20 protein-coding genes are annotated in these 20,691 nt (G+C 44.4%); 18 read left to right on the top strand and 2 right to left on the bottom strand.

Annotation, left to right across the window (positions count from 1 at the left end):
- The first annotated feature begins 5 nt into the window (after window positions 1-5).
- The 15 genes from OCV73_RS02355 to OCV73_RS02420 all read left to right on the top strand — a co-directional run bounded on the left by OCV73_RS02355 (window position 6) and on the right by OCV73_RS02420 (window position 14,344).
- On the top strand, window positions 6-2,387 hold the full coding sequence (locus OCV73_RS02355) for a C25 family cysteine peptidase (RefSeq protein WP_147548668.1): 2,382 nt from the start codon (window positions 6-8) through the stop codon (window positions 2,385-2,387).
- Window positions 2,388-2,920: 533 nt separating this feature from the next.
- Window positions 2,921-3,535 (top strand): TetR/AcrR family transcriptional regulator, encoded by a 615-nt coding sequence (locus OCV73_RS02360; RefSeq protein ID WP_070782466.1) that lies wholly within the window; start codon window positions 2,921-2,923, stop codon window positions 3,533-3,535.
- A 95-nt stretch (window positions 3,536-3,630) separates the two neighbouring features.
- Window positions 3,631-4,737, top strand: a complete 1,107-nt coding sequence (locus OCV73_RS02365; protein ID WP_007480249.1) for a tyrosine-type recombinase/integrase — start codon at window positions 3,631-3,633, stop codon at window positions 4,735-4,737.
- Window positions 4,738-4,815: 78 nt separating this feature from the next.
- Window positions 4,816-5,151, top strand: a complete 336-nt coding sequence (locus OCV73_RS02370; RefSeq protein WP_007570681.1) for a hypothetical protein — start codon at window positions 4,816-4,818, stop codon at window positions 5,149-5,151.
- A 73-nt stretch (window positions 5,152-5,224) separates the two neighbouring features.
- Window positions 5,225-5,815, top strand: a complete 591-nt coding sequence (locus OCV73_RS02375) for a T6SS immunity protein Tdi1 domain-containing protein (RefSeq protein ID WP_004309992.1) — start codon at window positions 5,225-5,227, stop codon at window positions 5,813-5,815.
- Window positions 5,816-5,900: 85 nt separating this feature from the next.
- Entirely contained in the window at window positions 5,901-6,848 is a 948-nt protein-coding gene (locus OCV73_RS02380; protein ID WP_007482667.1) for a leucine-rich repeat domain-containing protein, read from the top strand.
- A 67-nt stretch (window positions 6,849-6,915) separates the two neighbouring features.
- Window positions 6,916-7,665, top strand: coding sequence for a hypothetical protein (locus tag OCV73_RS02385; protein WP_007482664.1), 750 nt, complete (start codon window positions 6,916-6,918; stop codon window positions 7,663-7,665).
- Between the two features lie 73 nt (window positions 7,666-7,738).
- The gene (locus OCV73_RS14530) at window positions 7,739-8,131 is read left to right on the top strand and encodes a hypothetical protein (protein ID WP_009291865.1); all 393 of its coding nucleotides are present in this window, start codon (window positions 7,739-7,741) and stop codon (window positions 8,129-8,131) included.
- A 71-nt stretch (window positions 8,132-8,202) separates the two neighbouring features.
- Window positions 8,203-8,625 carry a hypothetical protein gene (locus OCV73_RS02390; RefSeq protein ID WP_004309990.1) on the top strand — a complete coding sequence of 141 codons (423 nt, stop codon included), beginning with the start codon at window positions 8,203-8,205 and terminating at the stop codon, window positions 8,623-8,625.
- Window positions 8,626-8,655: 30 nt separating this feature from the next.
- Window positions 8,656-9,114 carry a hypothetical protein gene (locus OCV73_RS02395; protein ID WP_032581314.1) on the top strand — a complete coding sequence of 153 codons (459 nt, stop codon included), beginning with the start codon at window positions 8,656-8,658 and terminating at the stop codon, window positions 9,112-9,114.
- Between the two features lie 28 nt (window positions 9,115-9,142).
- Window positions 9,143-9,985 (top strand): helix-turn-helix domain-containing protein, encoded by an 843-nt coding sequence (locus tag OCV73_RS02400; protein WP_032535963.1) that lies wholly within the window; start codon window positions 9,143-9,145, stop codon window positions 9,983-9,985.
- A gap of 31 nt (window positions 9,986-10,016) precedes the next feature.
- Window positions 10,017-10,919 (top strand): RteC domain-containing protein, encoded by a 903-nt coding sequence (locus OCV73_RS02405; RefSeq protein ID WP_007482647.1) that lies wholly within the window; start codon window positions 10,017-10,019, stop codon window positions 10,917-10,919.
- A gap of 35 nt (window positions 10,920-10,954) precedes the next feature.
- Window positions 10,955-11,383 carry a helix-turn-helix domain-containing protein gene (locus OCV73_RS02410; protein ID WP_007845709.1) on the top strand — a complete coding sequence of 143 codons (429 nt, stop codon included), beginning with the start codon at window positions 10,955-10,957 and terminating at the stop codon, window positions 11,381-11,383.
- Entirely contained in the window at window positions 11,346-13,418 is a 2,073-nt protein-coding gene (locus OCV73_RS02415) for a bifunctional DNA primase/helicase (RefSeq protein WP_007845710.1), read from the top strand. The genes OCV73_RS02410 and OCV73_RS02415 overlap by 38 nt, the downstream gene beginning before the upstream one ends.
- 407 nt (window positions 13,419-13,825) lie before the next feature.
- Window positions 13,826-14,344, top strand: a complete 519-nt coding sequence (locus OCV73_RS02420) for a dihydrofolate reductase family protein (protein ID WP_004326099.1) — start codon at window positions 13,826-13,828, stop codon at window positions 14,342-14,344.
- 98 nt (window positions 14,345-14,442) lie between these two features.
- Here OCV73_RS02420 and topB read toward each other — a convergent pair whose 3' ends face one another.
- Both topB and OCV73_RS02430 read right to left on the bottom strand, forming a co-directional pair.
- Window positions 14,443-16,530 carry a type IA DNA topoisomerase gene (gene topB / locus OCV73_RS02425; protein ID WP_032581312.1) on the bottom strand — a complete coding sequence of 696 codons (2,088 nt, stop codon included), beginning with the start codon at window positions 16,528-16,530 and terminating at the stop codon, window positions 14,443-14,445.
- Window positions 16,531-16,556: 26 nt separating this feature from the next.
- The gene (locus OCV73_RS02430) at window positions 16,557-17,873 is read right to left on the bottom strand and encodes a DUF3945 domain-containing protein (protein ID WP_007482643.1); all 1,317 of its coding nucleotides are present in this window, start codon (window positions 17,871-17,873) and stop codon (window positions 16,557-16,559) included.
- A gap of 944 nt (window positions 17,874-18,817) precedes the next feature.
- Between OCV73_RS02430 and OCV73_RS02435 the strand changes: the two genes are divergently transcribed.
- The 3 genes from OCV73_RS02435 to OCV73_RS02445 all read left to right on the top strand — a co-directional run bounded on the left by OCV73_RS02435 (window position 18,818) and on the right by OCV73_RS02445 (window position 20,244).
- Window positions 18,818-19,444: a Crp/Fnr family transcriptional regulator gene (locus OCV73_RS02435; RefSeq protein WP_004309980.1), complete on the top strand. Its 627-nt coding sequence runs from the start codon at window positions 18,818-18,820 to the stop codon at window positions 19,442-19,444.
- Between the two features lie 154 nt (window positions 19,445-19,598).
- A complete protein-coding gene (locus OCV73_RS02440; protein ID WP_004309979.1) occupies window positions 19,599-20,009 on the top strand; it encodes a hypothetical protein in 411 nt (136 codons plus the stop codon).
- Between the two features lie 34 nt (window positions 20,010-20,043).
- Window positions 20,044-20,244: a hypothetical protein gene (locus OCV73_RS02445; RefSeq protein WP_007478170.1), complete on the top strand. Its 201-nt coding sequence runs from the start codon at window positions 20,044-20,046 to the stop codon at window positions 20,242-20,244.
- Window positions 20,245-20,691 lie beyond the last annotated feature (447 nt).

Here is a 20,691-nt window from a genome sequence, read left to right on the forward strand (position 1 = left end):
TTGCCATGAAAAGAAACAAAATCAGAGATCTGTTTCTCCTGTCCGCTGTTCTGCTGTCCTTGCCATGTATGGCAGATTTACAGCATACGGTAACATTCGACCGAAACAAGCTGGTTCTTGGAGAACAAGCAGGAGGCGACGGTATGGTTTATACGACCATCCGTTATGAAGACTTTCGTTTAAATCAACAGGAAGGCCACCCGGAATTGCCGTTCTGTTCTGTCCATCTATTAGTTCCAGTCGAAAATGCAGAATTTACTGTAACCATAGATTCCTACGAGAGCGAAGAAGTGACATTGCCGCATCCGGTCTATCCGGCACAGACTTCGATATTAGCCGGTAGCCTGTCCGCCAATTATCCGTTCGTGACTCCCGATACCCGAGTTTATACTTCTGCACAGTACCCTTTATCGGTAAGTAATATAGAGCGAGACGGTTATTTCGACGGAGACAAACACATTGTAACGGTTTCTGTATGGCCTGTGGGATATATCCCCCAAGCGAATAAAGTGAAGTTTTATCGCAGTATCACGTTCACAATCCATTATGGAGCATCGAAACGGAGCGTGTCGAAAACCAATGCCATGCAACCTATCCACCGGGATTTGGAGTCGTCCGAATCATTGGAAATTCTTCAAAAGACCATAGCCAATAAAGATATGGTAGCTCCTTTACTGGCGAAGAGCCGCACTCGAAGTGTGTCTAAGGAGAGCCGTAGACGTGCCGGAACGATATATACCATACCCTGTTATGAATATTGTATCGTCACTTCCCGTCAGTTAGCTCCTGCATTCCGTCGCTTAGTAGGTTGGAAGCGGATGAAAGGTCTGGATGCGGGTGTTATTACGATGGAAGAAATCCTGAACGAACCGAATATCGTGGGTGATACTATTTCTGATATCAATGATAACGCAGGTAAACTGCGACAATACTTAATGGGAGCATATGCAAACGGAACAAAATATGTATTATTAGGTGGAAATATAACGGTAGTTCCCGCAAGATTTAGAACGGGAGATGGAAAGGATTATCAATATTGGTTAAGTAGCATTCCTACCGATTCATATTATGGAGACTTGAATAGTGACTGGGATAAGAATAGAAATTGGAAGTATGGTGAAATGACCGATGTGATAGACTTTTGGCCTGAATTGTATGTAGGAAGAATTTTATGTACGACAAATGCGGAAGTGGAACGGTATGTGAATAAACTGATCCGGTATGAGTTTAATCCTCAAGATGCAGATTTTTCTTATGTAAAAAATGCGTTTTATACTCAAAGTGACGAATTTCAATCCATATTTAGGCAGGCACAGGTTATTTCTACGGCATGGGGCGATACTATATTTTCCAAACAAACCATATTTGAAGAATTACCTACAGCAGCTGATCCTTCACCGACATTCCCCAGTGGAAAGCAAGTAATTGACGAGATTAACAAGGGGTATGGATGGATTAGTTTGCATGGACATGGAAATCCTAGTAGAGTAACTGTTTCTTCAAGCGGATATGATGGAAAACCGGGTAGTTATCTTGCTGCGTATGAGGATTATGATACGACAGAGATTGGTAATAGCTGGGAAAATCTGAAAAATATAAATTCTCCTTCCATTGTTTATTCGAATAGCTGCACAAATATGCCGATCGATGAGTTTAATGTAGTCGAAAATAGGACAAGTGTAGGTAAATCGTTTACAACGGGTGGGAATTATGGTGGTCCGGCTTTTCTGGGGCATACAAGATTAAGTTATATAGAGACAGGCGGAGATTTATATAAAGAATTTATCAAGATAATAAGAGAAGGGGATTCCCGGATAGGGGTAGCAGAAGCAATGTCTAAAGGAAAATATACAAAATCGGACTGGTATGATCGTTATGAATGTTGTAGTCATAATCTGTTAGGTTGTCCTGAATTTAATATGTGGACTGATGTTCCGGAGAGAATAGACAGTATGTACGTGGAATCGTGGCCCGGCTTTCTTAAGATGCGGATTAATGGTTGGAATAATTGTACATTCCATTTAACAGGTTTATTTAAAAATGAAGGTTTCTTTTATCATATAAAGGGTTCGAATTCTACTTATCGTTTTTCTGGTAAATCTGCGAATTGCTATACAGTGATGGCTACGCGCCCTAATACATTCCCTTATATTCCTCATTTATATATTCAGAACATAGATATGACGGGGGAAAATTATATTTTCGGTACATCGGTATCTATCGGATATTTTGTGGATCCGTTAGCCGGTTCCAAAGGGACGAAAGGAAATGTGACGGTGAAAAGCGGGGCGGATATTATCTTTGAAGTAAGTAAGGATGTTTTACTGGATAAAGGATTCGAGATAGAACCGGGAGGTGCTTTCGAGATAAAGCATCGGATTATTTAATCAAATATTTTTAAGTTTGGGAACATTTTGAGAGTTATTTCAAAGTGTTCCTTAATTAATAAATCTTTATGACTGTAATATCGTTATGAATTTGTTTTCTTAAAAATAAGATATTCAGATATATGTGAAGATGATAAGGCTTTATTATCAATATAAAAGAGAAGTCTGTAATAATTTACAGACTTCTCTTTTGTATCTATGGGCGGAAAGACAGGGTTTTGAACCTATAACTCTAACCGCTTATATGTCAGCTACTTTGCTTTCAAAATTTCAAATAGGTAACGAAACAGTAACGATTTTTAATCGTTAAGCCTGTCCAACTTTGACCGTGTTTGTCTGCCTAACTTTCGGGTTCAAAGATACTGCATTCTTTTGAAACTCGCAAATATCTGATAATAAATATTTTTGGGTTAGTGCAAGGTGCAAGCTATATATATAAATATATACTTGCACCTTGCACTAAAAAAAAGCACTGGGGTACAAATGGTTAAAACAAAATCCGTATCTTCGTAACCGATTAAAAACAAACGTGTATGATAATAACTAACCGTGAAGAAGTAATAGATAAAGCGTTCGGCGTATTTGTCAGGATGAACTACGAGAAAGCAAGCATCATCACGCTTGCCAAAGCCTGCGGGGTGACAAAAACGGGTATCGTTTATTATTTTCCGCACAAGTTGGATTTATTCATGGCTGTGGCGGACAAATACGTGCTAAAAATGCACGAACCGGAAAACAAGTTTGCCGCTCCTGCCGATACGTTGACGGAGTTCATCGGGCAATACGTGGCGGGAGTAGCCGCTTCCATGAAAAGGATTGTTGAACTGATTGGCGATAATAGCAGCCCGCATGATTGTAGTCCTAACTTCTACTACTTTCATTTCCTGTCACAAGTGCGCATGTACTATCCGGGTATCAGGCAGAAAATTGAGAAAATCTACCGACAAGACTATGACCTATGGGAGAAAGTCATACAGAAGGCAAAAGAAAGCGGGGAAATCAGGAGCAACACGGACGTGAAGAAAACGGCTATCTTGTTCCGGCAAATGTTTTTAGGACTGTCATACGAACAAGCATTTCTGAACGGTCTGAACGTGGACGAACTGGCAGAAAATTTTCGCCATATCTATTCGCTGCTTAAAGCCTGATACTCTTTTGTTTTTTTAACCTCTATTATTTTTGAACAGATGTTCAAAAAGTGATATTTTTATCTTATCTTTGGAGCGAAGCAAAATTCAGCGACATGGATAAGGTTCAGAAACAGAGAGGAAGCATCGTTCTGTACAAGGAAGAAAGAAACGGTGCGGACTACATACGGATAGAGTATGTAAACAGTCAGGCTGTCGCCCTGCTGCTCGCCCAAGATACGGACGTGGAAAAGACAGGCAATAGTTCTGCCTACATACCTGCCACCGCTTTTAAACTGCCGGATTTCTATGACCGCTATTCGCCCCACGCCTATATTGATTACAGCCGGGTTTACGTGCGGCATCCCAAACCTAAAAGGGAATACATACTGCCGAGAGGCTACCTCGAACTGCTGGAACAGAAGCGGTACAGCCTTTCCACCATAAAAGCCTATAAAATCTATTTCAGCGACTTCATGGAATACCACAAGGGGCAAGACCTTGACCTGCTGACGGTCGAGGACATAAACAGCTATATGCTCCACATGGTAAAGGAAAAGCACATATCCGCCACCCAGCAGAACATGCGCATCAACGCTATCAAGTTCTATTACGAGAAAGTCCGGAAAGGCAAGCGGCAATATTATGGCGGGATAGCCCGTGCAAAAGAGTACAAGGCATTGCCCGAAGTATTAAGCCGGGAAGAAATGAAAAGCATCTTTGCACAGTTATCCAATCGGAAACACAGGTGCATGATTTCTCTTATTTACTCTGCCGGACTACGCCGAAGCGAACTTCTGAACCTGACACCCCAAGACATCATCAGCGAACGGATGCTAATCAGGATTGCCGGAAAAGGCAAGAAGTGCAGGTATTCCCTACTGTCGGAAAAGCTGCTCAACGAACTAAGGGCTTACTACCGGGAATACAGACCGCAAAAATGGCTTTTTGAGGGCGAACAGGCAGGCGAACAATACTCGCCCAGCGCATTGGTTAAGATATTGAAAGAAGCGGCAAGGAAAGCCGGAATAAAGCATCGGGTACACCTGCACATGCTCCGGCACACGTTCGCCACCCACCTGCTGGAACAAGGGACAGACCTAAGAACCATACAGGAACTTATGGGACATACCGATATAAAAACAACGGCAATTTATCTGCACGTATCGAACGCCTATAAAGCAAAAATCCCCAATCCGCTGGATTGTTTGGATGATGATTAGACAATGATTTAATAGTGAATAGGAACTACACCATAAGGTGCGTTTATCGAAAAATTATGAACAATTAGAGTACACGATATGAGAAATGAAATTTTACAGTTGAAAGATTTAGGTCGTATGCCTAATGAAAGTATCAATGATTCTGATAGCATTGATGAGTTGATAAATGCTTATGATACTTTATTAGAACAAATACAATTCCCCATATCATTTGATGAAGCTATGGTGTTGGTACAAATCTTCCCTGAAAATGCTTTTTATGATTTGCAGTGGAGCTTACTAAGACTTGTAGAGTCCGTTTGTGTTGATGATGATAGGTATATTCAATTAATAAACTCTTGCCCAAGTCAAGAATGGCGGGACACTCTAAATGCTCGCTATGCAAATTATAAAAAGGCACAAGAGGTAAAGTAAGTTCATAACAAGCCGGGATAACGGACTAACGCCGTTCCCCGTCCAGCCATTATCAACCATAAAACGTAGAAATATGTACGAAGAATTTTTAGAAAAAAGCCTCAATAGCAAGAGGCAAGCAGTAGATGATACTTTTATTGCTAAATATGCTGATTTGTCTTATCCCGAACTGAATACTTTATGGCAGGAGGTCGGGTTAGGAAGTTTTTGTAATGGGCTGTTTAAGCTCATCAATCCATCCGATTATCAGGATGTGATAAACTCCTGTTTTGAAAAGGAGGATGACCAATCATTTCTACCATTCATGTGTACGGCTTTCGGCGATCTCTTTGCCTATGTAAAGAATCCGAGACTGAATAATTACGTCGTTTATCTGAATGTCAGATACGGAACATATTTAATACTTCCTGCCAATCTTCGTGCGATTTTTAATAAGGTAATGGTAAATGAAAGTTTCTTGAAAGGCTGGTTTGATTTAGAAAATTATCCTATAATACAAGAAAAACTCGGAACTCCAGATTATGACGAGTGTTTTGGATATTCTCTACTTTTGGCTTTGGGAGGAAGTGAAGATATTGAAAACATCAAGATAGTCAAGACTATTCCGTACATTGACATTTGTACCCAAACAATCGGCGAATTTGAAATTGCAGATAAATGGTGAATATAGAATAGGTTGATAACAACGCAGGATAACGGCAAGCCGTTCCCTGCTGAACCATTAGTAGCAATCAGAAACAAATAGTAGTATGGAACATTTCAAAGAAGTACCAGATGTAAATCGGTTAATAATATCTCCTCTCTATTTAAGAGAAGGATTAGAGTTTGCAAAAAATCAAGGCTATAATGATATTTTAATATCAACGGACGACATCGGCATCAGTGGTGTTTCCTGTAAACACACATTAAATGTAAGTCTAATATGTGAATATGATTTTATTGAAACCTTGATTATTTCAGGGTACGACTTTACAATAGAACCATGCAATTTAAATCAACTAAGTGTTTTACCGCACTTAAAAAAATTGGGACTTTGGATTGACAAGGTCTTTACTATTGATTTCAGTTTGTTTCCCAAACTTGAAGAATTGAAGTATTATCATACAAAACAAACAGAAAATGTAGATACTTTAATAAACTTGAAACGACTGCATATTTATAATCTCAAATCAGAAGATTTGAAAGAACTGAAAAGCATGAATTTGTTAGAAGAACTGACACTATGGGATGCCAAAAATATAAATTTGAATGGTTTATGTCAATTAACTAACATAAGAACGTTGGAGATTGTTCGTTCTCGAAAAATGATAGATATTAGAGGTTTATGTAATTCAAATAGACTTAAAGAATTATCATTATATTATTGCAATAACATAACGGACATTAGTGTTTTGAACCGTTTATCAAGAGTTAAAATACTTAGATTACGTAACTGTAAACGACTTCAAGATTTAACCCAATTAGTACCCAACAATACGATTAAGCAGATTAGTATTTCAAGTCTAAAAGACTTGAAATTTTTGGCAGGAATGAAGAAACTCAAATTCTTGCATTTTGATGATGTAATTGATGGAGATATATCCCCATTATTGGACTCTTCTTTAGAGTTTGTAGGTATGGTTTCAAAAAAGAAATATTCCCATACAGAAAAGGAAGTGAACCTAATACTGGAAAGAAACCGATTGAATAATAAATAGCTACTAACAAACCGGGCTAACGCTTACAGCGTTCCCCGCTTAGCCATTATAAACAGTAATGCAAAATATGAAACAGAAAATATACCATATCATTATCTTTTTACTCTTTTGGTTTTGTGGAGTAGCCTATTCACAAAATCCCAAAGCAGATATTTTGCAGCAAGACCTTTCGGGCTTGTTTGACAATTTAAGCATGATTGGCATATTAGGAGAAGATTGTAGCCGAATTGATATTCATATTACCGAAGTTCGGAAAATGGATAGTAGAGAATATGAGATAAAGGGTATCAGTCGTACCCGATTATCCGTAATCTGTCCGTTTAAGGGAAAGGTTTGTGTAGATAGCATTTCTTCCTGTTCCCAAATGATAAAAAGTGAATATACGGAATTGGACGGTTTCATATACGGGTATTACTCGTTTGCGGAATACGGAGATAAACGATATAGCGGTACATTCTCCGGTTCTTTCAAGCAGGGGTATCGGATGAGCGGACAGCAAATAGAGAAAGGACGGAATGAAATAGCAGAACTGAAATTGAACTTATCTGAATATCGGGGTAAGTGGAAATCCGCAAAGGGACTGACAAAAGTCTGTTCTTGGGCAGATGAGATTATACCCGATACTCCTGCAAACTTCTGCCTGTTTAATGATGCAGGCGAATGGATTGTATCACCGAAATATCGTAAGAATGGTTGGGAAAATCTATATAATGCCTATCACAATGAAAATCTGACAACGGACGAGATACAAAAGGCTCGTGAGGTGGAAGAACAGGAATGGTGGGTAAATAAAAGCCAATCATGCAAAGTAATTTGAGTTTATAACAAAGCGTGATAACGCCTAACAGCGTTCCCCGCTTAGCCATTACTAACAATACGAATAACTCTTTATGATAAAATTCATTTTAGATGCGATGTATTATCAGATATTCATATTTAATAGGGATAAATTTATATTGGAAAATCCACATGAGCGGACGATACAGATAATATGTGGAATATTATTTCTTCCTGTTATAGTATTGACGTATCTACTGATAAAGGAGAATTTCAATTATAAAACCCCTTTTGTGTTTTTTATCATAATCTATGTTTTACTATACAAGACATTCTGTTCGTATTATATCAAAAGGAAAAAAGGTATGGAAATTATAAGGAGTAAACCTCTAATATTTAATAGCCAAAAGATTTCTTCCTTCATATCATGGATGATTTATCCCATTTTGGTTGTATTACTTTATTTTATAATAACACATCGTCATTGGCTAAAAATTATACAATAAAGATTTAATAAGTTAGTAACAACGAAAGATAGCATCTGACGATGCTCCTTTCTAACCAATAGCGTACATATATGAATAATGTAACAAGAGTAAGAATTGTATATGAATGTAGCATAATAGGTGTTGTTTTGCTGACATTCTTAAAAGGTATGTTCCCATACATGGGAGCATGGTGGCGAGTAGCCCTTATTACTTCACTTGTAGGATTGTGGTTTTCACTATCTTATCTGAAACGGTATAATTATAAATGGGGGTTCAATTACATAGGAAATCATTTATACATTAACCTCTTATTGAAAGTACAGAAGTGGTTTCAGAACGCTACAATCATAGCCTTATTGATACCTGTATTCTTAAAAGACCTCTTGTATAATCAATATTGCTTAGTAGCATATATATTGCTTGTAGGTATGTTCTTGGGCGTGAAGCTGGCTACTTACACAGTAGAGTACGCTATATATAAAAGTAAATTCATTGGTAACAAGGAAAGATAACCCCTGAACGCTTTCCCTCACCAAACCATTATGAATAAAGGAATAAAAAAGACAGATAACTATTTTGAACGAGTGAAGCAGCGTGCAAACCGGACGAATTACAGATACTATTTTTTTGACTACCTATATTTCAAGGGAGAGGTTTGGGGCAAGAAGATAGGGCGGATGTCAGGTTTTATACTGCTGTTTTGGTATTGGTGGTGGGTAGTAGTTCTGCCCGGCAACTTTCTCCTGATTAACAATGTACCGCAATGGTCGTCCTTACATCTTGGCTATTTAGGTGCAATGTTTTTGCTTATTTGTGTATTTATTCTTGCACGATACAGGAAAGCCCGTGTACAGGCATTGTTGAACCGCTACCGCCGCTCTAAGCATATCAGCGCAGTACAGGCATATTTTCTGTTCCTGCTGCCCTTTGTACTTTTCTTCTTAGAAACATGGCTGTTCGATGAATGGGGTTGGACGGATTGCGTGAAGTGGAACAAATGATATGTCATTCATATATAAAACATCAGATATGGAACAACGGATTACATCATTATTGCTTCCCGCTCCCGAAGCGGAGTTGGAAGCGTCCTGCAAGGAACTGGACGAAAAGGTAACATGGCTGCTGCACAACAGCCGGAAAATGGACAACTACTTGGAACTTGAACCGTTCAGCAAGGACGGGCGGCTGTGCGCCCACGTGTGCGACACGCTCAAAAGCCTGCCGGAAACGCCGACACTGGCGGCATACAAGGACTACAAGGCAATCATTATCCTGCTGGGTATGTCCACCACCCATTACGCCATACTTGACGAACTGGCGGAACAGCACCGCAAGCGGGACGAGATACCCGAACTGACCGCCTACTGCGATGCGCTCCACTGGATGCGACCGGGACGGCAGTACCTCTGCAACGTGTACAACACGGTATGCCACGCTTTCCACCTGCTGCGGAGAAACCCGGTAAGGGGCAACCGACTGCTGGTGACGGAAAAGGAACTGCGCCACGCCGAACGGATGCTGCCGGAACTGGGCAGGCAGACGTTCACCGAAATGGTACGTCTGAAAGGCTACATGGTCTATGATGCCGAGAAACTGGCGGACAAATGCGGCATGGAATACGGCTCGTTCCGGCGAAAGGTAAAGAAAATGACCGGGTACACGGCTAAGGAATGGGTGATAAAGGAACGGGTAAAGGACGTGGAACACTACCTGTTGAACACAAACCTCACGCTTACCGAAGTGGCGTTCACCACCGGGTTCGCATCGACATCGAACCTGAACGACTTCTGCAAGGCGTATCTTTTAGATACCCCCGGAGAAATACGCAGAAAAGCGCAGGAAACAAGAAAATGCACAGTTACAAGAACGTAATGTGAAAAATCAAGAATAAAACTGATTTTTTATGCCCGTAACTTTGTGCTTCATAAAAGATAAGCACAAGGTTATGGAACATAAGATACCGTTGGAAACATACTTCGCCGGACTGCTTCAAAAAGTGGAATGGCAGATACAGGAATACGAGGACACCGCAGCGGACACGCTGACGCTCTGCCGCCTATGCGTGGACTACCTGCAAGAGATACTGGGCGAACTCAAAACCTTTATAATCTCCTACCCGTTCGCCAGCACGGAAGAAGAAATACACTTCTTCAAGGAACTGAAACCGCTTTTAGCGAGCAAAATCATCTATTACAATACCGTTTACAAGATAGAGGTGCGCTTCCCCAGCGGCAGCGAGGACGTGCAGCGGGACTACCTGCTGTCGGAAACCGACCGGATTTCAAGGTCGTTCCAGCGGAACTTGGCGTTCTACCAGTACCACCGAACGAAAGCCACCTACTTGGACAGGCAGTATTTCATACGTGGGAAGCCTGACATACAAATCATCGTGGACAGTTTCTATTACGAAACAGACCCACAGTTCAGCACCAGTCACGATTTCAAGGTAGCCAAGATTTTAGCCAACGAACTGCTGGAAATATACCTCACCAACCGTCTGCACGAGCTGGAACGCCGGGAACAGCGCAAGCGGGTGAAGAACGGCTTCATGGGCAGGCTGTTGCGCTGGACGGGGACGAAAAGGGCGTTGGTGGAACTTATCTACGCACTGGACGCCTGCGGCTGTCTGAACAAGGGAACGGTTGATATTAAGGAGATTGTAGCCTACTTTGAATACGTGTTCGACATAGACCTCGGCGACTTCTACCACACCTACATGGAACTAAAAGCCAAGACCAAAGACCGAACGGGCTTCCTCTCCACCCTGAAAGACAGGTTGCTGATGCGCATGAGGGAGCAGGATTAGGCAACCGTGCTTTAACAAAATTTATTTCGCCACAGGTGGGTACATCTGTGGCGTTTTATTTTTCAGGACACCCGAACTTTGCGGCAAATCAATCAGTTACCGTTATGGAAATAATAACATTCGAGTCCAAAGCCTACAAGGAACTGGACAACAAGATTACCGCCATTGCCGACTACATCTTCAACCACATGGAAACGGCAAGGCAAAGCGAGGAAGACATGTGGGTGGACAGCTACGAGGTCTGCACGTTCCTGAAAATAAGCGAAAAGACCCTGCAACGCCTGCGGGTGTCGGGGACTATCGCCTATTCCAACATCAGGGGACGCTACTTCTACAAGGTCAGCGAGATACGCCGGATGCTGGAAGAACGCCTGATAAGGAGCAACAAGGAGAACATCGACAACCTGATAACCAACCACCAGTTGTATGCTAAGGAAAGAGGAAATCTTAGAAAGAACAAGTAACGGGCTGGCGGTGTTCAAACACTACCTGCCCGGCAATTGGCGCATAGGTCGCAACTTCCTTAACCCGCTGTACGAGGACAGCAAGGCTTCCTGCAACATCTATTTCGACCGCCGGGGCGGTATCTACAAGATGAAAGACTTCGGCAACGACAGTTACAGCGGCGACTGTTTCTTCCTCGTGGGGCAGTTAAAGGGGCTGGACTGCAACCGGGCGGCTGACTTCGTGGAGATACTGGAAATCATCGACCGGGATTTGGGCTTGGGGCTGGCTTCCGGCATTCCGGTTTCCGTTCCCCCGGCAACCGTCTGCCGGGCAGTGCCGGACAAACCCGAAGAAACGCCCGAAAAGCCCGTCAAGCCCTACCAGTTCCGGGAACAGAAGTTCCCGCTTGCCGAACTGGTGTACTGGCAACAGTACGGCATCACGCCCGAACTGCTGGAACGTTACAAGGTCTGTTCGCTCCGGGAATACAACAGTGAAACGGCAGAGGGCAAACCGTACACCTACACTTCATCGGTGGCAGAACCCATGTACGGCTACAAGGGCAAACAGCACATCAAGCTGTACCGCCCGTTCTCCACGCCCCGTTTCCTCTACGGCGGCAGCTTCGGTGAGAACTACTGTTTCGGGCTGGAACAACTGCCAGCCAAAGGCGACACGCTATTCATCACGGGCGGCGAGAAAGACGTGCTTTCGCTGGCGGCGCACGGTTTTCACGCTATCTGCTTCAACAGCGAAACGGTGACAATACCGCCCACGCTGGTTTATCGGCTGACATTCCGGTTCAAGCACATCGTCCTGCTCTTTGACATGGACAAGACGGGCAGGGAAAGTTCATGCAAACAGGAAAAACTACTGGAAGAATTTGGAGTGAAACGCCTGCTGCTCCCGCTTCCGGGAACGAAAGAGGAAAAGGACATATCCGACTACTTCAAAGCCGGGAACACCCGTGAAGATTTCCTGAAACTGTTTATCGAATTTTTAGACAACCTGTATAGCGACACATTGATTATGCTTAAATCATGCGAAATAGATTTCAACAACCCGCCCGCCAAAGCGCAAGAGATTATTTCGGCGGGTGACGTTCCGCTGGGGACACAAGGCAACCTGTTCGGCATCACCGGGGGCGAGGGAACGGGAAAGAGCAATTATATAGCCGCAATCGTGGCGGGCTGCATCTGCCCGGCTGGTGCGGAAGTAGATACGCTGGGCATACAGATAACCGCCAACGGCAAACACAAGGCGGTCTTGCTCTACGACACCGAACAGTCGGAAGTGCAACTGTTCAAGAATGTAAGCAACCTGCTGGCACGTGCCAAACAGCCGGACAAACCCGATGAACTGAAAGCGTTTTGTCTTACCGGCATGTCACGCAAAGAACGCCTGAACGCCATTGTACAAAGCATGGACAAGTTCTACTACCAGTACGGCGGCATCCAGTTGGTCGTCATTGACGGCATCGCAGACCTTGTTAAGAGTGCCAACGATGAAGCGGAAAGCGTGGCGGTGATAGATGAACTTTATCGGCTGGCGGGTATCTACAACACGTGTATTCTGTGCGTGCTGCACTTCGTCCCCAACGGATTGAAACTGCGGGGACATTTGGGCAGCGAGTTGCAGCGCAAGGCGGCTACAATCCTTTCGATAGAGAAAGACGAAGAACCCGCCCAGTCGGTCGTGAAAGCCTTGAAAGTAAGGGACGGAAGCCCGCTGGACGTTCCTTTGATGCTCTTTGCATGGGACAAGGAAGCGGGGATGCACGTGTACAAGGGCGAGAAGCCCCGTGAGGAAAAGGAGAAGCGCAAGGAAAGGGAACTGGTGAATGTCGCACGTGACATCTTCGGGCGGCAGACACGCATCACCTACATAGACCTTTGCGAGCAGTTGCAGCAGGTATTGGACATCAAGGAGCGCACCGCAAAGAGCTATATCCGCTTCATGCGGGAAAGGGACATCATCACCAAAGACACGGCGAACCAAAGCTGTTTTGTCATCGGTTCATATCATCTTCAAAGGAACGCAAGCTGCCCGTAGGCGTATGGGCTGAACTTGTGTATTTTTAGGTGCTTGTGTCCTGCCCTGTTGTGATAACACGGCAGGATTTTTTCTGTTTGCACGTGATTTTTCAGGGTATTTGCTTAACTTTGCAGAAGTTACACGGAAAAGTAACGGCAGTTGGACGGCGGTTGCCGGAATATTGCCTTTATATATAACATATACGTTCGCCGAACGTCCCGATGCGAAAACTGGCACTTTTCAAAATGTGGGGATATTCAGCGCAGGATATGCTATGCGTTTGTCATAGCGTGGCTGCACTGTTTCCACATTTGGGTATGCCAGTACCTCTACTTTGAAACAGCGTCATGCCACGCTTTCTTTTTGGGGGTGGCGGCTAACGTGCCAAGACAGTAGGGATTTATATCACTTTAATACCTGACAATATGGAACAAATCAAAGCGCACATCGCCGTATCGCTGGACGGGCATACCGCCACGCCGGACTATGAACTGGACTGGATGCCCCGTGAGGTCAAGGAACTGGCGGCAAGGGAACACGCCGCCGCAAGCTGCCTGCTTATGGGGGCTAACACCTACAACTACATCTTTGAACACTGGGGCGGGTGGCCGCACAAAAGCAAACGGTCTTTTGTGGTGTCACACTACGATACCAACGTGACGCCGGACTGCGGGGTGGAGTTCCTGACCGAAGAACCGCTGCAAAGGGTCTATGAACTGAAACAGGAAACCGACATGCTGGTGGTGGGTGGCGGCAAGCTGCTTACTTCATTGATTAAAGCCGGACTGCTGGACAGCCTGACAATCTACACCGTCCCGGTCATGGCGGGCAAAGGCATCGGTTTTGTCGGGGAAACATCCGGCTCGCTGTGGAAGCTCTCGGAAAGCAGGGTGCTGGATAACGGGGTGGTCTGTTCGACCTACCTGTTTGGCGGGAACATATAAAAAAATGCGCCCGGTTTCCCTCCGGGCGCAACCACTAAAATTTCAATTATTATAAGCTGTAAAACCTATCACAATGAAATTTCAGCGGCAAAGATAAGCTATTTCTTCGGTTTCGCTTTCTTTTCGGGGAATGAAAAACCGACATTGAACTGCTCGTCCAGTACCAGCGAAGCATCGAAAGCCTTGCCGTTCTTGCCCTTGAAGCCCTTGATTAGCCCGGTCTTGCGTTTCGTCACCAGCTCGACAATCTGCTTGTCGGAAAGCTGCTTGTCGCACTTGTTGCGGAATATGGTAAGCGTGCAGTCCACGTTGGAACACTTCGCCACTTTCGGGTAGAACAGGATGCGCCCGCTGCCGCATTTCGGGCAGGGGCAGGTTTCACCAGCAGCGACAGATAGCTGCACCGATAGCAGTTCTGCGGTGATTTGCGTTGCGTACACCTCGATGCCCTTCCGGAACGTGTCCGCATCCATGCTGCCCGCTTCTATCTTGGCAAGGGCGGTTTCCCACATGCCCGTCATTTCGACATCGGCGATCTTCTTGTCCTTGACTATCTTGTAAACGGCAAGCCCCTTGTCGGTAGGCACAAGGTTCTTCTTCTCACGCACGATGTACTGGCGGGCGAACAGCGTTTCGATAATCGCCGCACGGGTGGCGGGCGTGCCTATCCCGGCATCTTTCAGGCTGGCTTTCAGTTCGGCATCTTCCAGTTCCCTGCCTGCGTTCTCCATTGCCGCCAACAGGCTGCTTTCCGTGTGCAGCGGTTTCGGCTTGGTCTGCTTTTCGAGCAGATCCACGCCGGAGAGTGGCAAATATTCTCCCTCTTGGAGTGGCGGCAGGCTGGCGGCTTCTTCATCCCCGCCCGTTTCCTGCTCGCCGAACACGGCACGCCACCCGGCTTCTTTCATCACAGACCCTTTCACCGTGAAGTCGGTATCTCCCCCTGACAGCAAGGCGGTGGTAACGTCTTTCACGCACTTGCCCGAAAAGGCTTCCAGCATACGCCCGGCTACCAGCTCGTAAACCGCCCGCTCGTCTTTGGAAAGTTCGCCGGGCAGGTTCTCGGTAATGATTAAGGCGTGGTGGTCGGTCACTTTGCCGTCATTCACGCTGCGGCGGTTCAGGGGTGTGCCGTCCAGCCCGGCGGCATACCCGGCAAAGCGGGGGTATTGCCCCAGCAGGGCGACACGTTCCGGCATTTCATCGAAAACGTCCTCCGGAATATAGCGGCTTCCGGTTCTTGGGTAGGACATCACTTTCTTTTCATACAGGCTTTGCGCTATGGAAAGCGTCTTGTCAGCCGAGAAGTTCAGCTTCGTGTTCGCTTCCTTTTGCAGCGTGGTAAGGTCGTACAAAAGCGGCGGTTCTTGGCAGGCTTCTTTCCTCTCAACGGATTTAACCACAAGTTGCCCGGCATCCTTTACCCGTTGCAGGGCGGCTATGGCTTCGGGCTGCTGTTCCCACTTGGCGGTCGATTGGGCGGTAAAATTTATTCCCCCGCTGGCAGTCGCCGCTTTGAGTTGCCAAAACTTGGCGGGTACGAAATTCTTGTTCTCCAAATAGCGGCTGCATATCATCACGAGCGTGGGTGTCTGCACCCTGCCCAGCGAGAACACCCCCTGCCCGGCGGCAACGCTCAACGCTTGGGTGGCGTTTATCCCTATCAGCCAGTCCGCTTCGCTGCGGGACTTGGCAGAGAGGTAGAGGTTATCGTAACGCTCTCCCGGCTGCAAGTTATCCAGCCCCTCACGGATTGCCTTGTCGGTAAGGCTGCTTATCCACAGGCGCACAAATGGTTTCCGGCAGTTCAGGTAATGGAAGATATAGCGGAAGATTAACTCACCCTCACGCCCGGCATCGGTGGCGACAATAATCCGGTCGCACTGGTCGAACACTTCCTTTATCACTTTCAACTGTTTCAGAACGCCGGGGTCTGCCTTGTAACCTTTCTCCGCTTTCACCTGACGGGGGATTAATTGAAAATCGGGCGGCAGTATGGGCAGGCTCTCCCTGCGGAAGTTCGCCACGCCGTAGGCTTCCGGCATGGCAAGCTGGATTAAGTGGCCGAACGCCCATGTCACCATATACCCGTTGCCGGAAAGATAACCGTCATTACGCCCGGTCGCACCGATGATGCGGGCGATGTCCTTTGCCACGCTGGGCTTTTCTGCTATCAATGCAATCATAATTCTTTACTTTTTAATGGTGGATATTACATTTTCATTCCTCTGGACTTCTTGGGCTTGTCAGCTTTCAGGCTCTTGTCCTGCGCTTTCTCCTGCTTCTCTTTCTGCTTGGGGGTGGGCTTGTCCTGACCCTGTTTCAACGGCTCTTTGCCCTGCTTGGTGGCTTCGTTGGTCTTGCCCCCGGAATTGACCGCTACCTGCGTCCGGTTCTCGGCGGCGGGGGTAACGTCTTTCGGCTGCACCTTGTCGTGGGATTTGCCCTGTGCGCCGGGCTGTACATGACCGTTGAACTCAACGCCCTTGCCGTCCTTTAGCCCGGCTACCTGCTGTTCTGCGGGCTGCTGCCCCTGCTGCAAGAACTGGACGGCGGCACGGGGCAGGAACTCCAAGCCACGCTCCACCGCACTGACCTGCAAATAGGCACTGCGCTTCGTGCCGTCCCTGAATTGCAGGTTTTCCATTTTCACCGCTTGCCCGGCTTCAAAGGCGGCTTTCTGTTCCGGGCTGACTTGCACGTTACAGATTGTATCGGGGCATTTCCATTTGTCAGCCCGCATGTATTCCAGTTCGTGCGTGTACCTGTCCCGGCTGACAAACACGGGGATTTGCTCGCCGCTTTTCGGGTCTTTGATTTCAGCGATGCCGCCCAAGTTGCCAGTGCCTTGCAAGTTGCCCTGTTCCTGCTTGGTGAACCCGTGTTCATGGAACGGGCGTTGCAACAGTTTCTCGTCCTGCTGCACGCCGTGCAGCTTGGGTACTACCGTGCCGTCCTTTGCCTGATAGAAAGAGAGCTTGACATCGGTAGGTTTGAGGTAGAAGCCGCCCACCGTCCCCGAAACGGTGTAGGTATTTCGGGACTTGTAGCCACGCATCACCCGGTCGAAGTCCTTCGTGTTTTTCAGGGTGTCGGCGGTGATGCCGACTTTTTTCAGGTTCTCCCAGTCGATTTTTGCCGGGTCGAAGCGGTAACCCTGCTTGAACTCGTGGAAGTCGGGCTTCGGAACTCGAAGCATTTCAGCCCGCTTGTCGCCCTCCGGTGTAGGGTTGCGGTGGTTTTCCTCGATTGCCTTTGCGTCCCGCTCCGCTTCGGAAGCCTTGACGCTGAACAGTTCCAGCCCGGAAGTGTCCTGATACTTGCGGTAGAAGTTGGAAATGAAGTTGCTGAACACATCGCTGTTCTTGTCCACCTGCATGAACTCGCCACCGTGTGTCGGCGGCACGGTCTGCAAATTGCCCTCCTTGTCAATACCCTTAACGGCACTCACCTTTCCCTGCTGTTTATCCAAGACCAGCAGCACGTCTTTTTCCTGCCCCTCTGCGGGCGGGGTCATTCTGTTTGCCATAAATAATTGAAATTTTAGCGGTTACGGGAATAGTCCCGCCCAAAGGTAGCGACTAAATATGCTATATTTGGACGGGCGGCAAGGGCTGTCCGAATTTGTCCTGCGGTGTCCCGATTTGTCCGGGTGGGATGAAATTCCGCAACCATTGGTTGCAGAATTGAAAAGGGCATAAAAAAAGAGAGTGAATGATTTCACTCTCTTTCGATGAACCCTTTGTGAACCCTTTGGTCGTTTTTTGAAATAGCTAAAACTCAAGTAATTTGCATATTTTGCAAAAGAAAATCATTCGAGTATGAACCATATGTGAACCCTTTAATGGATTAGCGGGGAACACTGTTTAAGCGTCATCGCGCTTCGTTAGTAATCTGTTATTGCACTCGTTTCAAATCCCCGATAGATTGGAGTGACATTTCTATGTAGGGAATAGTTTTTAGAATATGGATGTTATCTATTGCTTCTTTACCACCCAATGCCAATGCCGATACAAGACATGGAGATTATAGAATAAAAATAATTCATCTTTCTTATTATCAGTCATTTGAATATTTTCTGTTTTTCTCTATTTTTGCCATTTTCTGTTATTCAGTACACTTTGAAATATCATTTTCTTTTGTACCTTTGCATCCGCAAAAAACAAAAGAAAATCAACTATTTAGTGTAATTACCCGGTTACGGCACCTAAATCGAGATAAAACCTCTAAACAATGGCAATGTTAGAAAATAAAACGAAAGAAAACCCCAAGCTGGAGCAAAATAAGCTCTCGGACGGTAGAATAAGCCTTTACTTAGAGTATTATTTCCTCCTCAAATTATTAAAAGTAATACTGTCAAAAAGAAATACCTTTTATTCTTACTCTTTTCGCCAGTACTTATATCTTGCAGTCAACAGAAAAAAGTTTAGTACGGTTTGGATATATAGACAAAAAACAGACTAAACTCCAAACATGGAAATTCAGATATTTTTTATACATTTCTCTTATATACAAATGATAGCCGAATTCAATTCATATATGAGTAACATAGACATAGACTTCTTCAAGGAGTTGTGTCTGAAACATGGAGAGTTACGACATTATAAAAAGAATGAGTTTATTCTCCATGAAGGTGATGCCTGTTCTTTCTTCGGGTTTATCTTATCAGGCGTAGTCAAATACAGTTGCACCAACCGGACAGAAAACAAGCCGTATAATGTCGGTTTTTCCTTTCCAAATGAATTTATAGCCGATTATCCCACTTGCTTATATGGCATGAAATCAGAATTGAATATACAGGCGATAATCCCGTGCGAGATTTACATCTGTTCTTCTACATTCTTACAGCAAAAATTCAAGGAAAATAATGAAAACCAACGGATAGCCCGTATCGCAGCCGAACAGATGTTTTTCCAATCATATTCACGTTATTTGGATTTATTCAGATTCACACCGGAAGAGCGTTACCTCCAACTTTTAAAAAAATGCCCTGCAATCCTTCAAATGGTATCACTAAAAGAAATAGCATCCTACCTTAAAATTACACCCATACACATGAGCCGAATCAGACGCAAGCAAAGTTTTGACAACAAAAAATAAACATAGGTTTAGAAATTTACATTATAACAATATTCCAAGAGTATCTTAATCTGCCAAAGAATTCTTCTTTTTATCTTTGTCTTATCTTTGGTTGGTTCAACGAAGAGACAAAATAAAGATTGAATGAGTTAAACAAGAGATTAAAAAAAAGAATATGAAAACAAAAGAAATTCTTGGAATACTTATGCTATTCCTCTGTACATTCAGCTTTATAAGCTGCGACGATGATAATGAACAGACAAATGAATTAACCCCCGAAGCACTTTATCAGACTTCATGGCGTGGAACAGGGCATTGTGAGGCTTGGACAGTACAAAATATGGGGGTCGGTATGCAATTTGTAGATACTCGGAAAGGGAAAGTAAATTGGGAAGGTTACGATGAAATTGATATTACTTATACAATAGAAGGGAAATATATCACATTTAATAGCAATGCTTTATATTTGGGTGGAGCCCCTTGGATTATCAAAAGCTATACCCAAAAACATATAACCATTATACAGAATGAAATTAGTCCAGATAAAGAGAAAGTAGCTACAATTGAATTAGAGAAAATAGATTAAACTGAATCATGGGAACATTAAGTTGCATAAATGTATGCTACAACAGAACAATGAGAACCGTGAGATTTGCAAATTGAGCAAAGAAAGTCATAAATACCTTGTAAATAAAGGAAAAAATGCAGATTCATCTAATATTCCTTTATGTGCTATTATCGGGCTGGTCTATGGGCTGAAACACAAGGAAAAGAGATTCACCTTGTTCTTTTGTATAGGATTGGTTATTGGGTTAGGATGAGCAATTTATATGCTACTGCTAATAAGGTCAATGTAAATCAAAGGAATATGAAACTGAAATATATATTGAATGCTATACTATTTGTTTTGGCATTATCTTTTTTGTCTATGTGTATATTTAAGACTACAGAGTTAAGTTTAAAATGTATGCAATTTGCTGTATCTATCTCTTGTATAGGAGCAATGTTTTCTACAAAAAGATATAGATACATATTTGCATCTATTGCTTTAATCATTATAGGAATATCTTTTTCACTTTAAATGTCCATAATAACGATAATGATTTGATTATTGAATGGTATAATAATAGTCCAGTCTACAGATAGCGACTAAAAACGGGGGCAAGGGATGCCCGAATTTGTCCTGCGGAGCTTGAAATTATCCGGGTGCGGTAAATCTCCAACTGTTGGTTGGAGATTTAAAACGGGTACAGACCGAAGTTAATCGC

Origin of the sequence: Barnesiella propionica (assembly GCF_025567045.1) — a bacterium.
GTDB lineage: Bacteria > Bacteroidota > Bacteroidia > Bacteroidales > Barnesiellaceae > Barnesiella_B > Barnesiella_B propionica.

What these genes read in the sequence shown, in the direction of transcription:
- OCV73_RS02385 (WP_007482664.1), top strand. Translation starts at nt 6,916, where the DNA reads ATGAAACAGAAAATATACCATATCATTATCTTTTTACTCTTTTGGTTT.
- OCV73_RS02375 (WP_004309992.1), top strand. Translation starts at nt 5,225, where the DNA reads ATGTACGAAGAATTTTTAGAAAAAAGCCTCAATAGCAAGAGGCAAGCA.
- OCV73_RS02355 (WP_147548668.1), top strand. Translation starts at nt 6, where the DNA reads ATGAAAAGAAACAAAATCAGAGATCTGTTTCTCCTGTCCGCTGTTCTG.
- OCV73_RS02395 (WP_032581314.1), top strand. Translation starts at nt 8,656, where the DNA reads ATGAATAAAGGAATAAAAAAGACAGATAACTATTTTGAACGAGTGAAG.
- OCV73_RS02390 (WP_004309990.1), top strand. Translation starts at nt 8,203, where the DNA reads ATGAATAATGTAACAAGAGTAAGAATTGTATATGAATGTAGCATAATA.
- OCV73_RS02380 (WP_007482667.1), top strand. Translation starts at nt 5,901, where the DNA reads ATGGAACATTTCAAAGAAGTACCAGATGTAAATCGGTTAATAATATCT.
- topB (WP_032581312.1), bottom strand. Translation starts at nt 16,530, where the DNA reads ATGATTGCATTGATAGCAGAAAAGCCCAGCGTGGCAAAGGACATCGCC.
- OCV73_RS02415 (WP_007845710.1), top strand. Translation starts at nt 11,346, where the DNA reads ATGCTAAGGAAAGAGGAAATCTTAGAAAGAACAAGTAACGGGCTGGCG.
- OCV73_RS02405 (WP_007482647.1), top strand. Translation starts at nt 10,017, where the DNA reads ATGCCCGTAACTTTGTGCTTCATAAAAGATAAGCACAAGGTTATGGAA.
- OCV73_RS02365 (WP_007480249.1), top strand. Translation starts at nt 3,631, where the DNA reads ATGGATAAGGTTCAGAAACAGAGAGGAAGCATCGTTCTGTACAAGGAA.
- OCV73_RS02400 (WP_032535963.1), top strand. Translation starts at nt 9,143, where the DNA reads ATGGAACAACGGATTACATCATTATTGCTTCCCGCTCCCGAAGCGGAG.
- OCV73_RS14530 (WP_009291865.1), top strand. Translation starts at nt 7,739, where the DNA reads ATGATAAAATTCATTTTAGATGCGATGTATTATCAGATATTCATATTT.
- OCV73_RS02420 (WP_004326099.1), top strand. Translation starts at nt 13,826, where the DNA reads ATGGAACAAATCAAAGCGCACATCGCCGTATCGCTGGACGGGCATACC.
- OCV73_RS02430 (WP_007482643.1), bottom strand. Translation starts at nt 17,873, where the DNA reads ATGGCAAACAGAATGACCCCGCCCGCAGAGGGGCAGGAAAAAGACGTG.
- OCV73_RS02440 (WP_004309979.1), top strand. Translation starts at nt 19,599, where the DNA reads ATGAAAACAAAAGAAATTCTTGGAATACTTATGCTATTCCTCTGTACA.
- OCV73_RS02435 (WP_004309980.1), top strand. Translation starts at nt 18,818, where the DNA reads ATGGAAATTCAGATATTTTTTATACATTTCTCTTATATACAAATGATA.
- OCV73_RS02360 (WP_070782466.1), top strand. Translation starts at nt 2,921, where the DNA reads ATGATAATAACTAACCGTGAAGAAGTAATAGATAAAGCGTTCGGCGTA.
- OCV73_RS02370 (WP_007570681.1), top strand. Translation starts at nt 4,816, where the DNA reads ATGAGAAATGAAATTTTACAGTTGAAAGATTTAGGTCGTATGCCTAAT.
- OCV73_RS02445 (WP_007478170.1), top strand. Translation starts at nt 20,044, where the DNA reads ATGCTACAACAGAACAATGAGAACCGTGAGATTTGCAAATTGAGCAAA.